The sequence below is a fragment of the Pantoea sp. X-Soil-TKNS-1211 genome, from assembly GCF_059730495.1.
This window is the reverse complement of the sequence record NZ_AP035953.1, coordinates 688,472-707,394: the sequence shown is the minus strand read 5'-3', so window position 1 is coordinate 707,394 and position 18,923 is coordinate 688,472. Positions and strand designations below refer to the sequence as shown.

Annotated in this window: 18 protein-coding genes and 3 tRNA genes; 12 read left to right on the top strand and 9 right to left on the bottom strand. The window is 56.0% G+C overall.

Annotation, left to right across the window (positions count from 1 at the left end):
* A complete protein-coding gene (urtE, locus tag AC6I8W_RS03190) occupies positions 1 to 699 on the top strand; it encodes an urea ABC transporter ATP-binding subunit UrtE (RefSeq protein ID WP_497836949.1) in 699 nt (232 codons plus the stop codon).
* A 50-nt stretch (positions 700 to 749) separates the two neighbouring features.
* A complete protein-coding gene (deoR, locus tag AC6I8W_RS03185; protein WP_497836948.1) occupies positions 750 to 1,514 on the top strand; it encodes a DNA-binding transcriptional repressor DeoR in 765 nt (254 codons plus the stop codon).
* Here deoR and AC6I8W_RS03180 read toward each other — a convergent pair.
* The gene (locus AC6I8W_RS03180; RefSeq protein ID WP_497836947.1) at positions 1,511 to 2,458 is read right to left on the bottom strand and encodes a 2-hydroxyacid dehydrogenase; all 948 of its coding nucleotides are present in this window, start codon (positions 2,456 to 2,458) and stop codon (positions 1,511 to 1,513) included. The genes deoR and AC6I8W_RS03180 overlap by 4 nt on opposite strands.
* 186 nt (positions 2,459 to 2,644) lie before the next feature.
* Here AC6I8W_RS03180 and ettA point away from each other — a divergent pair, with 186 nt between their 5' ends.
* The 3 genes from ettA (at position 2,645) to AC6I8W_RS03165 (ending at position 7,111) form a co-directional block, all read left to right on the top strand.
* Positions 2,645 to 4,312, top strand: coding sequence for an energy-dependent translational throttle protein EttA (gene ettA / locus AC6I8W_RS03175; RefSeq protein ID WP_497836946.1), 1,668 nt, complete (start codon positions 2,645 to 2,647; stop codon positions 4,310 to 4,312).
* Positions 4,313 to 4,677: 365 nt separating this feature from the next.
* The gene (locus AC6I8W_RS03170) at positions 4,678 to 5,832 is read left to right on the top strand and encodes a mandelate racemase/muconate lactonizing enzyme family protein (protein ID WP_497836945.1); all 1,155 of its coding nucleotides are present in this window, start codon (positions 4,678 to 4,680) and stop codon (positions 5,830 to 5,832) included.
* Complete coding sequence (locus tag AC6I8W_RS03165; protein WP_497836944.1) at positions 5,825 to 7,111, top strand: MFS transporter; 1,287 nt, start codon at positions 5,825 to 5,827, stop codon at positions 7,109 to 7,111. The genes AC6I8W_RS03170 and AC6I8W_RS03165 overlap by 8 nt, the downstream gene beginning before the upstream one ends.
* Positions 7,112 to 7,172: 61 nt before the next feature.
* Here AC6I8W_RS03165 and nadR read toward each other — a convergent pair whose 3' ends face one another.
* The 3 genes from nadR to serB form a co-directional block, all read right to left on the bottom strand.
* Entirely contained in the window at positions 7,173 to 8,414 is a 1,242-nt protein-coding gene (nadR, locus tag AC6I8W_RS03160; protein WP_497836943.1) for a multifunctional transcriptional regulator/nicotinamide-nucleotide adenylyltransferase/ribosylnicotinamide kinase NadR, read from the bottom strand.
* A gap of 81 nt (positions 8,415 to 8,495) precedes the next feature.
* Positions 8,496 to 9,878, bottom strand: a complete 1,383-nt coding sequence (radA, locus tag AC6I8W_RS03155; RefSeq protein WP_480368096.1) for a DNA repair protein RadA — start codon at positions 9,876 to 9,878, stop codon at positions 8,496 to 8,498.
* 13 nt (positions 9,879 to 9,891) lie between these two features.
* Positions 9,892 to 10,869: a phosphoserine phosphatase gene (serB, locus tag AC6I8W_RS03150; RefSeq protein WP_497836942.1), complete on the bottom strand. Its 978-nt coding sequence runs from the start codon at positions 10,867 to 10,869 to the stop codon at positions 9,892 to 9,894.
* Between the two features lie 107 nt (positions 10,870 to 10,976).
* Between serB and AC6I8W_RS03145 the strand changes: the two genes are divergently transcribed.
* Positions 10,977 to 11,630, top strand: a complete 654-nt coding sequence (locus AC6I8W_RS03145) for a YtjB family periplasmic protein (RefSeq protein ID WP_497836941.1) — start codon at positions 10,977 to 10,979, stop codon at positions 11,628 to 11,630.
* Between the two features lie 76 nt (positions 11,631 to 11,706).
* Here the strand turns inward: AC6I8W_RS03145 and yjjJ are convergent, their stop codons facing one another.
* The 4 genes from yjjJ to AC6I8W_RS03125 all read right to left on the bottom strand — a co-directional run bounded on the left by yjjJ (position 11,707) and on the right by AC6I8W_RS03125 (position 14,667).
* The gene (gene yjjJ / locus AC6I8W_RS03140; RefSeq protein WP_497836940.1) at positions 11,707 to 13,035 is read right to left on the bottom strand and encodes a type II toxin-antitoxin system HipA family toxin YjjJ; all 1,329 of its coding nucleotides are present in this window, start codon (positions 13,033 to 13,035) and stop codon (positions 11,707 to 11,709) included.
* A gap of 105 nt (positions 13,036 to 13,140) precedes the next feature.
* Positions 13,141 to 13,824, bottom strand: a complete 684-nt coding sequence (gene yjjG / locus AC6I8W_RS03135) for a pyrimidine 5'-nucleotidase (protein ID WP_497836939.1) — start codon at positions 13,822 to 13,824, stop codon at positions 13,141 to 13,143.
* A gap of 20 nt (positions 13,825 to 13,844) precedes the next feature.
* Positions 13,845 to 14,285 (bottom strand): ribosomal protein S18-alanine N-acetyltransferase, encoded by a 441-nt coding sequence (gene rimI / locus AC6I8W_RS03130; protein WP_497836938.1) that lies wholly within the window; start codon positions 14,283 to 14,285, stop codon positions 13,845 to 13,847.
* A complete protein-coding gene (locus AC6I8W_RS03125) occupies positions 14,257 to 14,667 on the bottom strand; it encodes a DNA polymerase III subunit psi (protein ID WP_497836937.1) in 411 nt (136 codons plus the stop codon). The genes rimI and AC6I8W_RS03125 overlap by 29 nt, the downstream gene beginning before the upstream one ends.
* Positions 14,668 to 14,773: 106 nt before the next feature.
* Here AC6I8W_RS03125 and rsmC point away from each other — a divergent pair, with 106 nt between their 5' ends.
* The 4 genes from rsmC (at position 14,774) to AC6I8W_RS03105 (ending at position 16,268) form a co-directional block, all read left to right on the top strand.
* Positions 14,774 to 15,805: a 16S rRNA (guanine(1207)-N(2))-methyltransferase RsmC gene (rsmC, locus tag AC6I8W_RS03120; protein WP_497836936.1), complete on the top strand. Its 1,032-nt coding sequence runs from the start codon at positions 14,774 to 14,776 to the stop codon at positions 15,803 to 15,805.
* A gap of 142 nt (positions 15,806 to 15,947) precedes the next feature.
* Positions 15,948 to 16,034, top strand: a tRNA-Leu gene (locus AC6I8W_RS03115).
* A 32-nt stretch (positions 16,035 to 16,066) separates the two neighbouring features.
* Positions 16,067 to 16,153, top strand: a tRNA-Leu gene (locus AC6I8W_RS03110).
* Between the two features lie 28 nt (positions 16,154 to 16,181).
* A tRNA-Leu gene (locus AC6I8W_RS03105) sits at positions 16,182 to 16,268 on the top strand.
* A gap of 85 nt (positions 16,269 to 16,353) precedes the next feature.
* Here AC6I8W_RS03105 and AC6I8W_RS03100 read toward each other — a convergent pair.
* Positions 16,354 to 16,638, bottom strand: a complete 285-nt coding sequence (locus tag AC6I8W_RS03100; RefSeq protein WP_497836935.1) for a DUF1435 domain-containing protein — start codon at positions 16,636 to 16,638, stop codon at positions 16,354 to 16,356.
* 231 nt (positions 16,639 to 16,869) lie between these two features.
* On the opposite strand from AC6I8W_RS03100, the gene AC6I8W_RS03095 reads away from it, so the two are divergent.
* Positions 16,870 to 17,964, top strand: a complete 1,095-nt coding sequence (locus tag AC6I8W_RS03095; protein ID WP_497836934.1) for a diguanylate cyclase domain-containing protein — start codon at positions 16,870 to 16,872, stop codon at positions 17,962 to 17,964.
* Positions 17,965 to 18,066: 102 nt separating this feature from the next.
* Positions 18,067 to 18,861: a siderophore-iron reductase FhuF gene (gene fhuF, locus AC6I8W_RS03090; RefSeq protein ID WP_497836933.1), complete on the top strand. Its 795-nt coding sequence runs from the start codon at positions 18,067 to 18,069 to the stop codon at positions 18,859 to 18,861.
* The last annotated feature ends 62 nt before the right edge of the window (positions 18,862 to 18,923 follow it).

Sequence of the window (18,923 nt, the reverse complement as noted above, 5' to 3'; positions counted from 1 at the left end):
ATGTTACAGGTATCGGATCTGAATCAATATTATGGCGGCAGCCACATCCTGCGCGGCTTGTCGTTTGAAACCAAACCCGGCGAAATCACCTGCCTGTTGGGACGTAACGGCGTGGGCAAAACCACGCTGCTGAAGTGCCTGATGGGGTTGATACCGGCCAAATCCGGCGAGATCCGTTGGCAGGATAAGGTGATCAACAGCCGCAAGCCACATCAACGGGTGCAATCTGGCATTGCTTACGTCCCCCAGGGACGCGAAATTTTCCCGCGCCTGACGGTGGAAGAGAATCTGTTGATGGGACTGGCGCGCTTCTCCGGTGCCCAGGCAAAAACGGTGCCGGAGGAAATTTATCAGCTGTTTCCGGTGCTGAAGGAGATGAAAGCACGGCGCGGTGGCGATCTGTCCGGCGGTCAACAGCAGCAACTGGCGATTGGCCGCGCCCTCGCCTGCAAACCGCAGTTACTGATCCTCGATGAACCCACCGAAGGGATCCAGCCCTCGGTGATCAAAGAGATCGGCGCGGTGATCCGCCAGTTGGCACAGCGCGGTGATATGGCGATCCTGTTGGTGGAGCAATTTTACGACTTCGCTGCCGAGTTGGCCGATAACTATCTGGTGATGTCACGCGGTGAAATCGTGCAGCGTGGACGTGGAGAGACGATGGAAGCGGATGGGGTGCGCGGATTGGTGGCGATCTGAGGTGATTTCTGGTTAACATGGCGCATGTTTTTTCCAGGAAAAACCGAGAGATGGAAACCCGCCGCTTTGATCGTATCACCCGCCTGGCACTGGCGCTGAAACGCACCGATAAACTGCATCTGAAGGAAGCGGCGCAACTGCTGGGTGTGTCAGAAATGACCATCCGCCGTGATTTGACCGAGCCAGCGAACGGCGTGGTGCTGCTGGGTGGCTACATCATGCGCGATCCACGTCAGAACATCGCGCATTACTTTGTCAGCGACCAGCAAAATCTCAACGTCAGTAAAAAGCAGCAGCTGGCGCAGCATGCCGCGACGCTGATAGAGGCCAACGACACGGTGTTTTTTGATTGTGGCACTACGCTGCCGTTGGTGATTGATGCCATCGATGACGAGCTGCCATTCACCGCGATTTGCAGCGCTATCAATACCTTTCTGGCGCTGAAAGAGAAACCGAACTGCCGGGTGATTTTATCCGGTGGGGAGTTTCATGCCGACAACGCGGTATTTACACCGCTGGAACAGGCGACGGTGCTCGATGCACTCTGCCCAACCAAAGCCTTTATCTCTGCCGCAGGCATGGATGTGCGTCAGGGAGCCACCTGCTACAACCTGAATGAGTTACCCATTAAACACCTGGCGTTGCAGCGGGCGCAGACGTGCATCATGGTGGGTGACAGCAGCAAATACGGCAAGGTGCTGCCCGCCCGCATTGGTGATTTCTCGTTATTCGATATTCTGGTGAGCGACAGCCCGCCGCCGCCTGCATTGTTGGAGGTGATGCAGGCGGCAGAGGTTAAGCTGTGCTGCGGTTAGGCCCAGCGATCAATCACCGCCTCGCCATCACGCAGACGGCGCAGGTTATCGCATACGCCTTTGATATTCCCGGCCAGTGAGATATCGGTGACGCCACCAATATGCGGCGTGGCAATCACGTTATGCTGAAACACCGCATCGTTGGGATCGGGCGGCTCCTGCCAGAAGACATCTAACCCGGCACCGGCCAGGGTTTGATTCTCCAGCGCCGCGAGAAACGCCGCTTTGTCGATCAGGCCGCCACGACCCAGGTTTACCAGGAAACCGCTGGGCTTCATCTGCGCCAGTGCCGCCGCATCGATGATCTGATGGGTTTCCGCGTTGTGCGGCAGACTCAACACCACAAAATCGGACTGCGCCAACAGTTGTGGCAACTGGCTGATACCGCCCACCCAGTCAAGCTGATGCTCACGGGCAAACGCTGCATCCGCTTCCCGTTTCACCCCAATCATCCGCATACCAAAGGGTGCGAGGCGTTTCGCCAGCGCTTTACCGATGCCGCCCAACCCGACCAGACCGACGGTTTTGCCCATCAACCCCATGCCGATCGGCTGTCCAAGTCGCTGCTGCACCAGGCATTGCGCGATTTCCTGCTGACGGCGCGCCAGGCCAATCATCATCCAGATGCCCAGTTCAGCGACTGAATCGGCGTTGCCGGAGTGATCGGAGGGGACATTTGCCACCATGATACCGGCCTGCTTTGCGGCGTCGATATCGACACCTTCCAGCCCGACACCCGCCTGCTGAATCAGCTTCAGGCGATCGGCGGTCGCCAGCAGCCGCGCATCGACCCGGCACATGCCGGGCACCAGGGCATCAAACCCGGCGAGGCTCTCGGCCGCATGGCCCGCTGACGCGACAAACTCCACATCGGGTAACATCTGACGAATCGACGGTATTAAGCCGCCCCAGGCATGTTCATCCGCAGCAATCAGCACTCTCATCGCACCTCCTCCCGTTTTAAGGCAAAAAGCCAGCATAGTCCGATGGCTGCGCGAGAATCAAACAGTTATCCGTTTATCGAGCCAGCTCCAGAAGTTTCACCGCCGTGTCGCTGTGATTGGCTCGGGAAAACGGCTAAACTTCAGCATCTGACGTCCACCTCCACAGACCAAGAGGCTCATTACAACGTGGCTCAATTCGTCTATAGCATGCATCGCGTCGGCAAAGTAGTTCCGCCGAAGCGTCATATTCTGAAGAATATCTCTCTTAGCTTTTTCCCTGGGGCCAAAATTGGTGTTCTCGGCCTGAACGGTGCGGGTAAATCAACCCTGCTGCGTATCATGGCCGGTATCGATAAAGATATCGAAGGGGAAGCCCGCCCACAGCCGGGGATTAAAGTCGGCTACCTGCCGCAGGAACCCAAGCTCAACCCGGAACACACCGTGCGTGAATCCGTTGAGGAAGCGGTGTCCGAAGTGGTCGGTGCGCTGAAGCGTCTGGACGAAGTCTATGCGCTGTACGCAGACCCGGATGCCGATTTCGACAAACTGGCCGCTGAGCAGGGCCGTCTGGAAGAAGTCATCCAGGCCCATGATGGTCACAACCTGGAAACCCAGTTGAACCGTGCGGCCGATGCCATGCGTCTGCCAGAGTGGGATGCCAAAATTGCTAACCTGTCCGGTGGTGAACGCCGCCGCGTTGCGCTGTGCCGTCTGCTGCTGGAAAAGCCAGACATGTTGCTGCTCGACGAACCCACCAACCACCTGGATGCAGAATCCGTGGCCTGGCTGGAGCGTTTCCTGCACGACTTCGAAGGTACCGTCGTGGCGATCACCCATGACCGTTACTTCCTCGATAACGTCGCGGGCTGGATTCTGGAACTGGACCGTGGCGAGGGTATTCCGTGGGAAGGCAACTACTCTTCCTGGCTGGAGCAAAAAGATCAGCGTCTGGCGCAGGAAGCGTCTGCCGAAGCGGCACGTCGCAAGTCCATTGAGAAAGAGCTGGAGTGGGTGCGTCAGGGCGCAAAAGGCCGTCAGTCGAAGGGCAAAGCCCGTCTGGCACGCTTCGAAGAACTGAACAACACCGAATACCAGAAACGTAACGAAACCAACGAACTGTTTATTCCGCCAGGCGCACGCCTCGGTGACAAAGTGTTGGAAGTTAACAATCTGCGTAAATCCTACGGCGACCGCGTGCTGATTGACGATCTCTCCTTCTCGCTGCCGAAAGGCGCGATTGTCGGGATTATCGGACCGAACGGCGCGGGTAAATCTACCCTGTTCCGTATGATGTCAGGTCAGGAGCAGCCGGACTCCGGCACCATCGAGCTGGGCGAAACCGTGAAACTGGCATCAGTCGATCAGTTCCGTGATGCGATGGATGGCAGCAAAACCGTGTGGGAAGAAGTCTCCGGCGGCCAGGACATCATGCGTATCGGCAACACCGAAATGCCAAGCCGCGCTTACGTTGGTCGCTTTAACTTCAAAGGCACCGACCAGGGCAAACGCGTTGGCGAGCTGTCTGGTGGTGAGCGCGGTCGTCTGCATCTGGCGAAATTGTTGCAGGTCGGCGGCAACCTGCTGCTGCTCGATGAACCGACCAACGACCTCGACATCGAAACCCTGCGCGCGCTGGAAAACGCCCTGCTGGAATTCCCTGGCTGTGCGATGGTTATCTCGCATGACCGTTGGTTCCTCGACCGTATCGCCACTCACATCATCGACTATCAGGATGAGGGTAAAGTGGAGTTCTTCGAAGGTAACTTCACCGAATACGAAGAGTACAAAAAACGTACTCTTGGCGCGGAGGCTCTGGAGCCGAAGCGTATCAAGTACAAACGTATGGCGAAGTAATTTCGCTGACGCGATAATAAAAGGCGCCTTAACCGGCGCTTTTTTTGCGCGATAAATCGCGCCGCTACAGACATTTGCCCATCCCGTAGCGGCGCGATTTATCGCGCAGTGATGACATCTGCCCATCCCGTAGCGGCACGATTTATCGCGCATTTATGGTTTTTTACCTCATATTTGTGATCCCCTGCACCACGTGCCGTTAATCAGCACAAAAACCCGCCTGAATCCGCATTCACTCCTGGGCTGTTGCCCGATGTTCCCGCTTTGTCTGCTTTTTATACTCGCTATTGACCCGATGTATCCCTATCAGTCCCGGCATTTTTCATAACTACTCGCGCCGGGCGCACCCTTTTGAGGTCTATGGCATGAAGATAACTACGATCGAAGTGATGCGTATTGCGATCCCATTTGATGCGCATCGACGTCCACCAGCGGAGCAGGAAACCACTTTTAACGCGGCCTCGCCGTCGTTGAGCCGGATGGAAACCCTGCTGATAAAAGTCACCAGCGACAGCGGCCTGGTGGGCTGGGGTGAAGCCTTTGGACATCTGGCGAACCCGGTTACCGAGCAGGCACTGTGCAGCCTGGTCGCCCCGTTTTTCCTGCAACAGGCACTCCCCGACAGCTCAAAGGCGATCGCCGCATTAATGCAAAGCGCCGAGCAGGCGCTGCATGCGTTTGGCCGCAGCGGCCCGGTGCGCTACGCCCTCTCCGCTATCGATATCGCCTTGTGGGACTTGCTCGGTCAGCAACGCCAGCAACCGCTATGGCAGCTACTGGGGGCAAGGCGTCAGCAGGTCGAGCGCTATGCCAGCCTGGTGAGCTACGCCAATGATCCCGAAGAAGTGGCCGCTCAAGTGCTGCGCGCCCATCAGCAGGGATTTCGCACCCTGAAACTGCATGAAACCGCCGTACCCGCCATTGCCGCTGCGCGTGCCGCGCTGCCTGCCGGGGTACAACTGATGGTGGACGTCAACTGCCCGTGGACACGTGAGCAGGCGAGCCAGCAAGCTCATGAACTGCGCTCGCTGGAGCTGGGTTGGCTGGAAGAGCCGATCTGGCCACCGGATGATTTTGACGGCCTGTCGCAACTGCGTCGCGTCGGCGTGCCACTGGCCGCCGGTGAAAATGTCGATGGCGATTTCGGTTTCGTCAATCTGCTGGAAAGCGGCGCGGTCGATGTGGTGCAACCCAGCGTCAGCAAAGTCGGCGGCATCACCGCCGCCCTGCATGTGTTCACACTGGCGCAGCAATATCGCGTACGCGTGGTGCCGCACTGCTTTTATTACGGTGCGGGAATGCTGGCCACTGCGCATCTGGTCGCACTGCTGCCGGATAGCGTGAAAATGGAGATCCCGTGGATCGACTTTGAAGTCGATCTTTACCCCGATCTACCCCACGACGTGAACTTTACCCTGAGCGATCGTCCTGGCCTCGGTTATCAACCCGACGAGCAAGTGCTGCGCGAGTATCGGATCACCCATCAACGGATTGATCAACAGGGAGTGCATCATGTTTAAAAATTATCGTGTGGTCATTGCCCTGCTGCTGTTCTGCGCGGGTATGCTCAACTATCTCGATCGCGCGGCGCTGTCGGTGATGGCACCGCTGGTGAAAAAAGATCTCGGCATTGATGATGCGCAAATGGGCATCCTGTTCAGCTGCTTCTTTATCGGTTATTGCCTGTTTTGTTTTCTCGGCGGCTGGGGGGCTGACCGCTTTGGTCCACGTCGCGTCTATGCCTGGGCAGCCACCATCTGGTCGCTGTTCTGCGGCGCAACCGCGCTGGTCACCGGTTTTGGGCATCTGTTGATTGTGCGTATGCTGTTTGGCATCGGCGAAGGGCCAATGGGTACTACCACCAACAAATCGATTGCCAACTGGTTCCCGCGTCAGGAAGTAGGTCGGGCGGTCGGTTTTACCAATGCCGGGCAGCCGTTAGGAGCAGCCATTGCCGCACCGATTGTCGGTTTAGTGGGCCTGAATTTTGGCTGGCGTATCGCCTTTGTGGTGATTGCCGCGTTGGGCTTTGTCTGGGTCGCCAGTTGGCTGTTGCTGTTCCGCGATAAGCCGGAGCAACATCCGCGCGTCAGCCGCGAGGAAAGCCAGCTGATTATGCAGCAACGTCCGGCCAGTCAGACGGCCAGTACCCCCCAGCAAGATCAGCACTCGCTGTGGCGCTACGTCTTCTCCCTGCCGGTGCTGGGCGTCGCCAGTGCCTTCTTCTGCTTCAACTATATCCAGTATTTCTTCCTTTCCTGGCTGCCGAGCTACCTGACCGACTTCCAGCATCTGGATATCAAAAGCATGAGTATCATCGGTATTCTGCCGTGGCTCGGTGCCACTGTCGGCTTTCTCGGTGGTGGCGTGGTGTGCGACATGCTGTATCGCCGCACGCAGAACTTCCTGCTGTCACGCAAGCTGGTGATTTTTGTCGGGTTGGCCGTCGCCGCGTTGTGCGTGCTGCTGACCGCCTGGAGTCAAAGCCTGGCAGCAGCCGTCACGCTGATAACCCTGGCGAGCGTGTTCGCCTATATGACACCGCAGGCCTGCTGGTCGCTGTTGCAGGATATTGTCCCGGCAGGGCGTATCGGTACGGCGGGCGGTTTTGTCCATCTGCTGGCAAATCTGGCGGGCATTCTGTCACCGGGGATTACCGGCTTCCTGATCCAGTATGGTGGCGGTTATCACACCGCATTTGTGCTGGCGAGCGTGCTGGCGCTGGCGGGTATGTTATTGCTGGCGCTGCTGGTGCGGCAGAAAGGGGTTAATACGCTACGCGCCCTGGCGACGCATTAAGGCGGAAATACGTAGCGGCGTGATTTATTGCGCGATAAATCGCGCCGCTACGGTACCGGCTTTAGCCCGTTTTGGCGCCATTCCCCAGCATCTGTTTGACCAGTTCGACACAGCGCAGGAAGCGCGTGTCGTAGTCATCCTCTTTCACATGCACGAAGTCGATATTGTTCTCACGCAGCATGGTGATCAGTAACGACTGGAACTCGCGCCGATCCACTGAACTGCCGAGGCTGCGTAGCCCATCCGCTACCCACGGCACGTTGTTCTCCAGCAAAATCACCAGATCGAAACGGTATTCATCAATCAACGCCTGCACAAACGGGTGTTCCCGCCCCTCATACTTGAGGCAGAACGCCTGGGTGGTGATGAAATCGGTATCGATAAAGGCCACTTTGTTGGCGTACTTAACGGCAAAATCGATGTACTGCGCCTGCCCAAGGGCAATTTTGTCATAGTCCGAATATTGCAGCGCGATCTCGTCGCCACCGAGGTGAGAGAACACATAATCGCGGCCATATTCCCACGCACTGGTGGTGTTGAAGATATTCGCCAACTTATTCACCAGTGTCGATTTACCGCTCGACTCGCCACCGAGGACCGCCACAGTACGCACAAAGAACGGCTTCACTTCGGTAGGAATATATTCCCAATAGCGGAACGGATCCTGGCGAATCTGCGCGCCGCTGATGCTCATAAAGGATCGATTGGGATCCAGCACCACCGCTTCAATACCCAGATGCTGCTGATACATCGGCGCATCCGGCGCTTCGCTGGTGTAGACGCAATCTGCTTCAATGCCCTGCTGCGCCAGAAAGGTTTTCACCCCTTCGCTCCACACATCCCAGCCGTGCGGATAAGGTTCGATCCCCTCTTCATTGAAGGAGTGGATACGGATATTTTTTTGGTATTTGAAGGTTTGCAACAACCAGCGCAGGCGATCGCTGATGGTCGGCTGTTGCGACATGGCGCTGTTTTCAAACAATTCACGATCGCGTGGATCGTCATGGCCCATGATGATATGCAGTTCATCCACCTGGCTACAGGCGCGCTGAATCAGATAAATGTGCCCGGTATGCAACGGATAGAACTTACCGAATATCACGCCGACAGTCTTCTCGCGACGCGGAAACTCCAGCCCCAGAAAACGATGCAACGCTTCCAGTTTGACGGCGCTGGGGCTTTTGATTTTAGCATTCAGCAACTGGCTTAAATAGCCCTTGGTCATCCCGCTGGCATCCGCCACCTGTTGCAGCGTATGGCCCTGCTGGCGAATGGCGGTTTTCAGGTAGTCAAATGATGACACTGCGTGCCTCCTGCATAAAATAATGTGCACATGTCGTAGCGCCGCGATTTATCGCGCGCTTTTTAGGTGAAATATGCCGGATTACAGCTCGTCCAGAATCGCCAGTGCATCTGCCAGCTTCTTCGCGCTATACACCTTCATCCCTTCAAGCGGTTTCTTCGGTGCATTGCCTGCGGGCACAATCGCCCGCTTAAAGCCATGCTTGGCGGCTTCAGAAATACGTTCCTGGCCACTGGGCACCGGCCGAATTTCACCGGCCAGCCCGACTTCGCCAAAGATCACCAGATCCTGCGGCAGGGGACGATCGCGTAAACTGGAGACCATCGCCAGCAGCAACGCAAGATCGGCGCTGGTTTCTGTGACTTTTACGCCACCGACCACGTTGACGAACACATCCTGATCCGCCATCTGCAAACCGCCGTGGCGATGCAGCACCGCCAGCAGGATCGCCAGGCGGTTCTGCTCCAGGCCAACGGCGACACGACGTGGATTACCCATCATCGAATGGTCCACCAGCGCCTGAATCTCTACCAACAGTGGACGCGTACCTTCCCACACCACCATTACCGAGCTGCCCGAAGTGATCTCATCACCGCGTGACAGGAAGATGGCGGAGGGGTTGCTGACTTCGCGCATCCCCTGTTCGGTCATGGCGAACACGCCCAGCTCGTTCACCGCGCCAAAGCGGTTTTTATGGCTGCGCAGGGTACGGAAACGTGAATCGGCGTCGCCATCCAGCAGCACGGAACAATCGATGCAATGCTCCAGCACTTTCGGTCCGGCCAGCGAGCCATCCTTGGTGACATGCCCTACCATCACAATCGCCACGCCACGCGTTTTCGCGAAGCGTGTCAGGTAAGCCGCCGTTTCACGCACCTGCGCGACACTGCCCGGCGAAGATTGGATCTCCGCCATATGCATCACCTGGATCGAGTCGATCACCATCAGTTTCGGCTGTTCCTGCTCGGCGATCAGACAGATCTGTTCGATGCTGGTTTCCGACAACATATTCAGGTTTTCGGTGGGTAATCCCAGACGATGGGCGCGCATCGCCACCTGTTGCAAGGATTCTTCACCAGTGACATACAGGGTTTTCATCCCTTCCGCCAGCTTACACATCACCTGCAACAGTAGCGTCGATTTCCCGGCCCCCGGGTTGCCGCCAATCAAAATGGCACTACCGGGTACCACGCCGCCGCCGAGCACGCGGTCAAACTCTTTAAAACTGGTGGAGAAACGCGGCAACGCCTCAAGGCTAATTTCCGACAGCTTCTGCACCCGGCTGGTGCCAGCACTACCGGCATAGCCACTCAGGCGTTCGTTGCGCGCAGCGGCAGGCGAGGCAGCAATGCGCACCTCGGTGATGGTATTCCAGGCATGGCAGGCGCTGCATTGCCCCTGCCAGCGCGGATAGTCAGCGCCGCATTCATTACAAACGAAAGCGCGTTTTGCCGCTTTGGCCAAATCTGTTCCTTAATTAACGTTCTTCGTGAATCAGGCTGCCGCTCAGGATGCAGAACACCCCCATCAGGTCAGCGTGACGGATGATGACTTCCGTCTGCTCATTCACTTTGGGTTTAGCATGATAGGCGATACCCAGTCCGGCGGTTTTAATCATCGGCAGGTCATTCGCGCCGTCGCCAATCGCCACCGTCTGCTCCGGCGCAATGGCAAAACGCTGCGCCAGATTGTTCAGGGTATCCGCTTTAAATTGCGCATCGACAATCTGTCCCAGCACCTGGCCGGTCAGTTTGCCGTCACGGATTTCCAGTTCGTTGGCGACGGCCGCAGCAAGATGCAAGGTGTCGCGCAGATAATCAGCGTAATAGGTAAAGCCACCCGAGGCGATCGCCACCTGCCAGCCCAGCGCCTGTAACTTCTGTACCAACGTGGTCAGGCCCGGCATCAATGGCAGCGTATCACGCACCTGCTTGAGAATATTGGCATCGGCCCCGGTCAGCGTACCAACACGCTCGCGCAGACTGGCTTTAAAATCCAGTTCGCCGCGCATCGCACGTTCGGTCACTTCCGCCACTCGCTCGCCGCTGCCTGCCAGTTTGGCGATTTCATCGATACATTCGATCTGAATCGCCGTGGAATCCATATCCATCACCAGCAGACCTGGGGTTTTCAGATGTGGGATCTTGCCGAGCGGTGCCACATCAAAACCGGCATCGTGCGCCAGTTTGCTGGCTCGTGGCGTCAGCGAGCCTGCCAGACGAATCACCTGATACTCGTCCACATTCCAGGCGCTAACGATCACCATCGCCGCCCCCAGCTGATGCTGATAGTCGGTCAGCTTTTGTTTATCAAGCCCGCGCCCATACAGCAACCAGCCAGTCCGACCGGCACGGTAATCCAGCGGCATCACTTCATCACCGCTGAGGGAAAGGGGTAGACCCGGCCAAAGGGATACATCGGCGGGCAGATCGCACCAGGTAAGACGATTTGGCATTACAGCTCCTGTAGGGACAACAAAACCACGCAAGAGGCTACCTTGTCTGCGCCGGTTCTGGCAACATAATTGCCAGCCTTTCTGCTGTTATGTCACACGGGTTTCTGATGGTTAAAACCGCACTGAAATTTCGCCTGCACCGCACGGTGATTGTTCTTATCTCGCTGGCCCTGTTAGTCGTGCTGATGCAGGGAGCTTCCTGGTTTAGTCTCGGGCACCAAATGGCGCGCTCTGAACAGGTGGAGGAGCTGGCCCGTACCCTGACTAAACAGGTGGCGTTCAGCCTGCAACCCTTGATGGACAACAGCGACGATAATCGCACGCAGATTGAGGCGGTGCTACATCAGCTCACCGACAACAGCCGCATTCTGGATGCTTCCGTCTACGCCGATGATGGCAGCCTGGTGGCACACAGCGGCGAAAGCATTGATGTCCGTGACCGGCTGGCGCTGGATGGCAAACGTGCCGGTAGCTACTTCAACCATCAGATTGTACAGCCGCTCAACGGTAAAGATGGCCCGCTGGGCTTTTTGCGTGTCACGCTGGACACCCATGTGCTGGTCACTGAATCGCGCCAGGTGGATAACACCACCAATATTCTGCGTCTGATGATGTTGCTGGCGCTGGCAATTGGCATCATCCTGACGCGTACCCTGTTGCGTGATCGCCGCACCCGCTGGCAGCAATCGCCGTTCCTGCTTACCGCCAGCACGCCGGTGAAAGAGGATAAAGAAGAAGAGACGGAAAACGGTAAACCGTAGCGGCGCGATTTATCGCGCATTTCCGTGCTCGCTGTCAGTAGCACCCGCGCGATAAATCGCGCCGCTACGAATGGTTTCACTTCACCGTCATCTTTTCCAGCGTCAGGTCCAGCGCCGCCAGTTGCAACTGCGCCTGGCGCGCAATCAGCCGGAACCCCTCGCTAAACGCCACATCCACCGCAATGGTCTGCCAGTAGCTTTTCGCCATCGCACTGGCCACGCGCCAGACGTCACCGGGCAGCGAGAAATCCAGGGTTAAATTCACCTCATCACGCATATGACCGAGCGAGTTCGGCGCCAGCGCCATCGGCAACATGTCGTAAGCCGGGGTCAGTTGCAGCAGCTCCCCGTCAGTAAAAAATGACAGGTTCCCGGCGTGCATATCGCTGTTGGCGATCAGGCGACCAAATGCCCATTGCAGCGTGCCACGCTGCAATGAGGTTTCATCAAGCCGTTGCTGGCGCGCCAGTTCGCGCAAGGCATCCGGCCAGTGCTGCTGTCGCCCTAAAAATTCCGCGCTGACCGCCTCCAACGAGCACATACCACGGCGTCCCCGTTCCCCTTCGCGATCGAAGCGCTGCACTTCAAGGAACAGCTGGCCGCCTTGTTCGATAATCTGGCTGTGCGCGGCCGCCAGCCCCGCAGCGGCAAGATGCCGCAGCGCCAGATGTTCGGCGCGCAGTAAATCACGCCAGCGCTGGCTGTTTTCGCTCTGACGCGGAACCGTAAATTTGACCAGGCAATGATGGTTGCCGCGTACGGTTTCGGCATAACAGAGAAATTTCGGCTGCTCACCCGCCGCCGATGAACCCACCTCATCGCCGTTCAGTACCTGCTGCGCCAGTTGCGGATAACGCATGATTTTTTGCCCGGCGCTCAGCAGCACCGGTGCAGATTGCTGCAACCAACGTTGATAAGCGGTCGCGCCGAGCAGGCAGTTGCCCGGCATGTCCATACCCGTTACCGTCAATGCCATCAGGCACTGCTCATCGCTCCAGACACGGAGATCTTCGGTTAACCCGAGCGCTTGCGCGTTCTCTCGCCCCCACAGTCGCCCAAGAAATCCCTGCGGGCGCATATCGCTGAGGAACCACGGCAATCCGTCGTAAAACGTCCCATTCTCCTGTTCATCCAGATGCAAACAACTGCCCTGCGGCCAGGTGCGCACCAGCCAACCGAACTGCACCGTCTGTCCCGACGGCAGCACGCGATAAAGCGGAAAACGACTTTCACCGCGCAACGGACGTAGCAAGGCATAGCGCGTGGCACGCGCCTTGCCCCAGCGGACGATCTGATCCTGCTGACGTAACTGGCGCGATAACGTGGCCTGGCTGATGCCGAGACGACGCAACAGCTCAGCGGCTCCCAGCGGGCCATCCAACAGCTGTGTCGTGATATCCGCCATCGCGCCCTCGTGCATGAATAGATTGATGAATAGATTCTAGCATGAAAAAAGGCCCACTCAGCGGGCCTTCAGACGCAATCTCATCTTTGTGATGAATAGATACTTTTAACGCTGCGTCAGTAAAACTTCCAACTCAGACAGCGATGTGACTCGCCAGTCCGGAATGATGTGCTCAGGCAACGGACGCGTACCGTGATCGAACCAACAGGTTTTCAATCCGGCATTGATGCCGCCGAGGATATCCGATTCCGGCGTATCCCCCACCATCAACACGCGCTCGCGCGCCGGGTTACCGAGCAGCGCCAGCGTATGATCGAAGATGGCACGGTCAGGCTTCGGTACACCGACCTGCTCCGAAATCACCAGCGTATCAAAATAATCACGGAAGCCGGTGCGTTCGAGGCGCGCCTGCTGCAAGGCGGTAAAGCCGTTGGTAATGATGGCAATTTTCACCTTGCCGTGCAGCGCGTTCAGCAAACTGGCAGCGCCCGGCAAAGGCAGGCAGATTTCAGCCATCGCCGTGAGGAAGCCACTGTTTAGCACTTCCGGTGCCACGCTGAGCTTCTCGCCCCAGCCAGTAAAGCGGCGCGTCTGTAGCTGCAACGCCGAAATCGCGCCGTTCTGATAATCGACCCACAGCGGTTTATTGATCGCCTGGTAGTCGGCGTAATCCTGATCGGTGAATTGCACGTCATAGCCGGCGAACATGCGTTGCAGACCAGCATAGGCGTCAAAGTGAAACAGCGTGTCATCCGCATCAAAAATAATGCAGTCCCAGTCGTTTAACATAGATTTCCTCAGCCAAAACGTTACAGCGTCAATGCCATGATGATGGCATCTTCTCGTCCGCTGACAGTGGGGTAATAATTGGGGCGGCGGCTCACCTGGTGAAACTCTAATTGTTCATACAGGGCAATCGCCGCCAGATTGGAGGCACGGACTTCCAGCCACAGCGTCATCACCTCGCGCTTCTCCAGTTCAGCAATCAAATGTTGTAATAACTGACGGGCATAGCCACGGCGCTGAAAATCAGGATCAACCGCGATATTGAACAGTGAAGCCTCATCCAGCACCACCTGGGTGATGGCAAAACCGACCAGACGACCGTCCGCCTCAATACGAAAATTTAAAAAACGCTCCCCCTGATTGCTGGTAAACGTCTGTTCGCTCCAGGGAAAGGCATGGCTGCGACGCTCAATTGCCAGCAGCTGTGGCTGGTCTTCAGGGGTGACTAAAGAGATGACTGTCATGGTTACACATCTGTTGCCAGAGGGCGCGTTTCGCCGCACCACTACTGATTAATTCATTGAAAGTGGCCGTCGCAAAAGTGACGCCATTAAAAGGATGCGTGCTTGCCACGCCCAGCAACCAGCCCGCACAATCCACCTGTTCCGGTAGCATCTGGAGCTGTTCTGGCGTGAGCGTCATCACCTGCGTGGGTTGCAGGTTTAAGGTGCGTAACACATCACGGACCAGCGGTTCGTGCAGTGCCGGAGCGTGTTCTGCCACCAGCACCAGACGGGTATCCGGCGTAAGCCGCACCGCAATTTCGCCCTGCAACACGCGCGGACGCCGCAGCTGATACTGCGTAATCCCCATTTGCTGTAAAAGCCAGTCGCGCCTTGATGTCATGCTGTTACCCGTTGTGCTGCGAGAATGCGACGCTATGCTAGCAAACCCATCGAACATGCGCCAACAAAGCACTATAATCCCCGCTCTGATTTAACAGGAGCCATCCATGTCTGCTTTAACCCCGGCCAGCGAAGTGATTCTGCGCCACAGTGATGAATTTACCGCCCGCCATGTTTTGTTTGCTGGCGATTTGCAGGATGACCTGCCCGCTCAGCTGGAAACCGCATCAACGCGCGTGCATACCCAGCAATATCATCACTGGCAGAACCTCAGCCGTCGCCTGGCGGAGCGCGCGGTGTATGGTCTGGTTGCAAGTGCTGCGGATGTGGCGGGTTGCGATACCCTGGTCTACTTCTGGCCGAAAAACAAACCAGAAGCGCAGTTCCAGCTGCAAAACCTGCTTTCACTGATGCCGGTTGGCAGCGATATTTTTGTCGTGGGCGAGAACCGCAGCGGCGTACGTAGTGCGGAAAGCATGGTCGAGTCGTGGGCCAAACTGGAGAAGATCGACAGCGCGCGTCGCTGTGGCCTGTACCATGGACAGCTGGAACAACAGCCTTCCTTTGATGCCGCCGCCTTTGGCGACAGTTATATGCTGGACGGCCTCACCATTCATACCCAGCCAGGCGTGTTCAGCCGTGACGGCCTTGATGCCGGCAGCGCGTTGCTGCTCTCCACTCTGACGCCGCACACCAAAGGTAAAGTACTGGATATCGGCTGTGGCAGCGGCGTACTGGCTACCGTGCTGGCACAGCATTCGCCGAAAGTCCGCCTGTGGTTGTGCGATGTGCATGCCGCCGCAGTAGCAGCAAGTAAAGCCACGCTGGCGGCCAATGGCCTCGAAGGTGAAGTGTTTGCCAGCAACGTCTTCTCTGATGTCACCGGACGGTTTGATCTGATCATCTCTAACCCACCGTTCCATGATGGCCTGCAAACCAGCCTCGACGCGGCACATACGCTGATTCGTGGCGCGATAAAACATCTCAGCAGCGGCGGAGAACTGCGCATTGTCGCGAACGCCTTCCTGCCTTACCCCCAGGTGCTGGATGAGACCTTCGGTAACCATGAAGTGCTGGCGCAAACCGGACGCTTTAAAGTTTACCGTGCGGTTTATGGTCGCGGCGCGAAAGCACGTTAATTCAGCCATTTTCCTGACGCGGCGGCAGAAACGTTGCTTTTTGCAGCAATCGTTTCACCGTCGCGAAATATGTGTTGACGCATTGAGTAAAATCTCTAAAATGCGCCTCCGTGGTTAGCAATACTTAAGGTATTGCAGGTATGCGAAGGTGGCGGAATTGGTAGACGCGCTAGCTTCAGGTGTTAGTGTCCTTACGGACGTGAGGGTTCAAGTCCCTCTCTTCGCACCAAAAACCACGTAGTTCATATCGCACTGCACAATGCGAAGGTGGCGGAATTGGTAGACGCGCTAGCTTCAGGTGTTAGTGTTCTTACGGACGTGAGGGTTCAAGTCCCTCTCTTCGCACCAATGCGGTGATATGAACAGACAACTCGATGCGAAGGTGGCGGAATTGGTAGACGCGCTAGCTTCAGGTGTTAGTGTCCTTACGGACGTGAGGGTTCAAGTCCCTCTCTTCGCACCAACGTTGTCATCCTTCCTCGTTCGCTCTCTCCATGATGTTTAAAGCCCCTGCTCACGCTTATGCGTGATTTTGTTATTTCTGCTATTCAGATCAGGTGAAAATTTACCGATACCGCCGCTAATCCCCCGGCCAACGCCAGACAGGAAGGCAGCAACAGGTAATGACGCAGGCGATGATGGAACAGCATCACCACAGTCAGTAGCAGTGCCACAATCATCACTAACCGCCACTGGCTGAAACTGGGTTCCCACAGCGCGAAGACCGGCATCGCCGCACAGGGCAACAACACACCCCAGCCGCTGTCCAGGCGTTTACCCATAATCCAGCTCACGCCCCATAAGCCGCAGGCAGTCAACATCGCCATGATCATCGCGCAACCCTCAAATGATAAGTATTCGTATTATCATATGATAGTATTTCTCATTTTGCAGCGGATTTTTTTATCGTAAAAGCCCTGCGGATGACAGTACTACTGGAAAATGCTAAATTGCCGCCGATAACTATTTTGATAACACAGCAATAATGTGCTCATTACCCTGGCAGAGAGAATATCCCGGCCGGGTAGCGCTTTGATATTTCAGGGCTGTTACGAGTAATAATAATGAAATTACAATCTTACGATGAATTGAAACACAGCAAATATCGGCTCTCACTGATGCTTTTTCTGTTTTTGAATGTCGCTGTTTCACTATTTTCTTTGTTACCGTTTTTAGGGGAGGCATCCAGCACCCACTCACTGCCAGCAGTACTGGTGGCAGGGTTTAGCATATCTTTACTTACGCTTTGTTTAATCAGCCCAAAACTAAAATTACCGCTATTAAATCCTGTAGCGTTGTTATTCGGTGCATTATGGGCATGGCACATAAACCACAAATACCATCTGGTTTTCTATTTTGATGGCAGCTTTTTAATAATCAGTCTGTTGAGCGTATTTTTCGTCAGTGCCATTGCGCTCAGTGATTATTTAGTTGCTTTCTGTCTACACATCACGCCACCGGTATTCACCGTTTTGCTCCTGGATGATGGTCAGCATTTAATGATGATTTTGTTTACCATCACCCTGCCGCTGATTGGTTTTTCATTACACCATCTGATGCGTCGCCGATTTGATCATTTCACCCGGCGTCTGGTGCGGCAGCTCTATGAAGAGAAAGAGAGTTTCAGCGATTTAAGCATGCTGGACCCGCTGACTGGTTTATATAACCGCCGTGGGTTGAAAAACCGTCTTGATACGATTCTGGAAAACCACGCAGGCAGCCACTTCGTGTTGTTGCTGGATATCGACCACTTCAAGGCCTACAACGACAACTATGGCCACGCGATGGGCGATCAGGCGCTGGCGCGGGTCTCGGTGGCGATCCGCGATGCTGTACGCTCACGCGATGTCGTGACGCGTTACGGTGGCGAGGAATTTCTGGTACTGATGACCAATGTGAATGCCTCCATTGCCATGAAACTGGCCGAACGCATCCGCCAATACGTGGTTGACCTGGAAATCCCCCACCGCTTTAATGAGAAAGTATCGACCCATGTCACCATCAGCGCGGGGATTGCGCCCATTTTCGATGATGATTTTGATCAGGCAGTCGCCAATGCCGATCGTGCCCTGTATGTGGCGAAAAATCAGGGACGTAATACCATTCTTGCGTGGGAGGATTTACCCAAAGCACCGCTGGATACCAAAGATCTCGCCTGACAGGGAGGTAGCAGCGGTGAATCCGCAGCCAGACTGTCTTGTGAGCTGAAGCGGGAACGATTATCATTTGTTTTTCGCTTCCCGTTTTCATTCAGGACCGGCATGGCTACTATCACCCGTCAGGATCATCGCTACAGCGACCATCCCCTGATCTTTATCCAAAGCGATCGCCCGCTGGCGAGCGCCCTGGAAGATCTGATGCGTGAACAACGCAGCTACATGCTGGAAACGATAAAACTCGGTAAGCCTGCTCCGGCTGGCACGTTAACGCTCGCCGAATGGTCTGAACCCCACCATTACCGCTACCTCACCCAGCGCTATAGCGATCATTTGTATCGTAATCATCCTGATGTCCCGCATGAGGCGAAGCCACTCCAGTCGCTGTGGGCGCAATGGTATTTCGGATTGCTGCTGTCACCGTTGATGCTGGCACTGCTGCTGGAGCCACGTGCGCTGAACTGTGCGCCGCACCTGATTCACGTTGAATTCCATGAAACCGGTCATCCCTGTGCTTTCTGGATTGATGTGCAGGAAGATAAGGATGCTCGCTACCTCAATGAGCGGCAACGCCTCGATCGCCTGATTCAGCAGTACCTGATCCCGGCCGTTAACGGCATGGCACAGCATGGCGACATCAACGCCAAACTGATTTGGAACAATATGGGTTTCTCCTTCTGGTGGTTCCTCGGAGAATTGAAAGCCCAATTGCCTGAAGCGGTGGTGTCACATCTGGAGCAGGCGCTGTTCTTCACCCCGACTCTACTGGATGGCAGCGATAATCCGCTTTACCGCACCATGATCCCACGTAATGGTGCCATGGAGCGCCGCAGCTGCTGTCAACGTTACCGGATTCCCGACATTGAGCGTTGTGGTAACTGCACAATAAAAGCGGTATGAAGTCAGTAAATTCTGTTACAGATTCTCCAGCATTCTCGTTTACAGCCGTCAGGGCTTATGGC